The sequence below is a fragment of the Luteibacter sp. P4_E6 genome (genome assembly GCF_056401535.1).
In genome coordinates this window covers 1-2,482 of sequence record NZ_JBFUJE010000548.1, presented here as the reverse complement: position 1 = coordinate 2,482, position 2,482 = coordinate 1, and the positions used below count along the sequence as shown (strand labels likewise).

Sequence of the window (2,482 nt, the reverse complement as noted above, 5' to 3'; positions counted from 1 at the left end):
GTCATCGAGCGGCGGCTTATTCGGCGTCCGGCGAGGGTTTGGTCCGGGGTTTGCGCGGCTTGGGCTCCGCACTCGCGATCAGCGACTGCAGGTAGGCGATGCCTTCTTCCGGCGGAAACCAGGCCACCACGTCGGCCACGCTGAGGCCGTAACTCACGCGCAACGCGTTGAACGCGGCGCGGGCTTCGGCGAGCGGATCGACCTTGGGTGGACGGCCACGGCGGGGCTTTTCGACAGGTTTGGCGGGGAGGGGCGGCTCGACCCGGGTTTCGACCGGCGTTGGCACGGGCGTCGCGGCTACCGGCGGCTTGTTCCCGGCATTCTGGCGGTCGAGCGCGGCAAGTTCGTCCTGGAACTGCTTGAAGTCATATTTACCGGACGAATTCATGGCACTGCTTCGGTCGAAAGTGGCTCCATTGTCGCACGGCGGCCTGGTCGATTCGCGCCGGAGAGGGCCCGCAATCGCGATCAAGTGCGTTATCTGACACGGCGCTAGGATAACTCCTACTTCGACAAGGACAGCCACGATGGCGGCCGCGCAGAAAGCTCTCTGGTACATCGAAAGCCATTTCGGCGCCGGGCTGGCCCTGGGCGATGTCGCCGCGGCCGCGGGTGTTTCGCCCTTCCATCTGACCCGTGTGTTCCAGGCGGCGACCGGTTGGCCCGTCGTGCGCTATCTGCGGGCGCGCCGCCTTTCCGAGGCCGCCCGTGAGCTGGCGGCGGGTGCCCCAGACATCCTCGACGTGGCCCTTTCGGCGGGCTACGGCTCGCACGAGGCATTTACCCGGGCGTTCCGCGAACAGTTCGGGGCCACGCCGGAAGAGGTCCGCCAACGTGGTTCGCTCGAAGGGTTGTCGGTTGTCGAGGCGATGCGGGTGATGCAGGAGCCCGTGCCGGAGGCGCAGGTTCCTCGGGTGGAAGAGGCCGGCCCGCTGTTGATCGCCGGGCTGGGCGCGCGGTACCTCGCATCGAACTCCGCTGGCATCCCTTCTCAGTGGCAACGCCTGGAGCAGGACGCCCGTACGCGCTCGAAACGACCGTATTCCTATGGGGTTTGCTTCAACCAGGACGACGAAGGCAACTTCGATTATCTGTGCGGTTACGAAGTCCAGAATTTCTCGGGGGTGCCCACCGACTTCACGCGGCTTCGCCTTGCACGGCGTCCTTACGCGGTCGTCAGGCACAACGGGCACATCGGCTCGATACCGCTGACGTGGCGCGCCTTCCTCGAGACCTGGCTTCCCGCCTCGGGACTTGTGGCAGCCGACGCGCCGGATTTCGAACGTTACGATGCCGCCTTCGACCCCCTGACTGGCATGGGTGGCGTCGAAATCTGGGTGCCGCTGGCGTCCTGAGGCCTCCCATCCGTCACCAAGAGAGGGGATCCACCATGCATGACATCACCCGCGCCTGCCTGGCGCTGGCGCTTACCTCGGTCTTCGGCGTGGCGTCGGCGACGACCGTCGGCGAGACGCATCGCTCCACGACCACACCGACCGCTGCCATGCGCGACGCGTCGCACTCCGACGCGCTGGCTATCACGGTCTGGTATCCCGCCGTTGACGGGGCGAAAGAAGAGCCGCTGGATATGGGCTCGCCCGGTCATCCGTTGTTCCTCGCCGGTCGCGCCGCGCAGGAAGCGCCGTTCGCGCCCGGACGTCACCCGGTGGTGTTGCTATCGCACGGCTTCGGCGGAACGGCGCGCATGATGAGCTGGTTCGGTACGGAGCTCGCGCGCGACGGGTATGTCGTGGTCGGGGTGAATCATCCGGGCAACAACGGCATGGGACCGATGACTGCGGCGGGTGCGGCGATGTGGTGGGAGCGCGCCGAGGACCTCAAGGCAGCGTTCGCGGCGGTCCGCAAGGATAAGGACATCGCGGCCCATATCGATCCGGCGCGCCTGGGTGTGGCGGGTTTTTCGGCAGGCGGATTCACGGCGTTCCTGCTGGCGGGTGCGCGCACGGATATTCCCCACCTGAGGGCGTTCTGCGACAGCCATCCGGATGACGGCGTCTGCAAACCGCAGAAGGAAGCACCGGAAATCAGCGGACCCGCGCTCTTCCATAAGGCTTACGACGATCCCGCGATCAAGGCGCAGATCGTGCACGCGGCGGACGATCATTCGATCCCGGAAGTGAAGGCCGTCTTTACCCTCGCGCCGGCGCTGGTGCAGGCGATTGCACCCGATAGTTTTGCGCAGATACGTGTACCGACGGCGATCGTGGTGGGTCTGGATGACAAGGTGGCCGAACCTGCCACTAACGCAAACATCGCGGTGAAGGCGATTCCCGGCGCGACGATCACGCGGTTGCCCGGGGTGGGGCACTACGACTTCCTGAGCACCTGCACGGAGGCGGCGAAGGCGAGCGTTCCGATTTGCGCCGATGTGAAGGTGTCGCAGGCCGCGACCCACGCCGAGGCGTTGGCCAAAGCAAAAGCACTTTTCGACGCAACGCTCTAATCATGGCCGCCGCGCTTC

3 protein-coding genes are annotated in these 2,482 nt (G+C 66.0%); 2 read left to right on the top strand and 1 reads right to left on the bottom strand.

All coding sequences use genetic code 11. The annotated features are described in order from the left end of the window. Window positions 1-16 precede the first annotated feature (16 nt). Window positions 17-388: a 2-hydroxyacyl-CoA dehydratase gene (locus AC1DT2_RS20615; RefSeq protein ID WP_213947278.1), complete on the bottom strand. Its 372-nt coding sequence runs from the start codon at window positions 386-388 to the stop codon at window positions 17-19. A gap of 139 nt (window positions 389-527) precedes the next feature. On the opposite strand from AC1DT2_RS20615, the gene AC1DT2_RS20610 reads away from it, so the two are divergent. Together AC1DT2_RS20610 and AC1DT2_RS20605 are read left to right on the top strand one after the other, a co-directional pair. After that, window positions 528-1,355: an AraC family transcriptional regulator gene (locus AC1DT2_RS20610; RefSeq protein ID WP_477298404.1), complete on the top strand. Its 828-nt coding sequence runs from the start codon at window positions 528-530 to the stop codon at window positions 1,353-1,355. A 35-nt stretch (window positions 1,356-1,390) separates the two neighbouring features. Further along, a complete protein-coding gene (locus tag AC1DT2_RS20605; protein WP_477298402.1) occupies window positions 1,391-2,464 on the top strand; it encodes an alpha/beta hydrolase family protein in 1,074 nt (357 codons plus the stop codon). Window positions 2,465-2,482: the final 18 nt, after the last annotated feature.

Coding starts and splice junctions, on each gene's coding strand:
- AC1DT2_RS20615 (WP_213947278.1), bottom strand. CDS start 388: ATGAATTCGTCCGGTAAATATGACTTCAAGCAGTTCCAGGACGAACTT.
- AC1DT2_RS20610 (WP_477298404.1), top strand. CDS start 528: ATGGCGGCCGCGCAGAAAGCTCTCTGGTACATCGAAAGCCATTTCGGC.
- AC1DT2_RS20605 (WP_477298402.1), top strand. CDS start 1,391: ATGCATGACATCACCCGCGCCTGCCTGGCGCTGGCGCTTACCTCGGTC.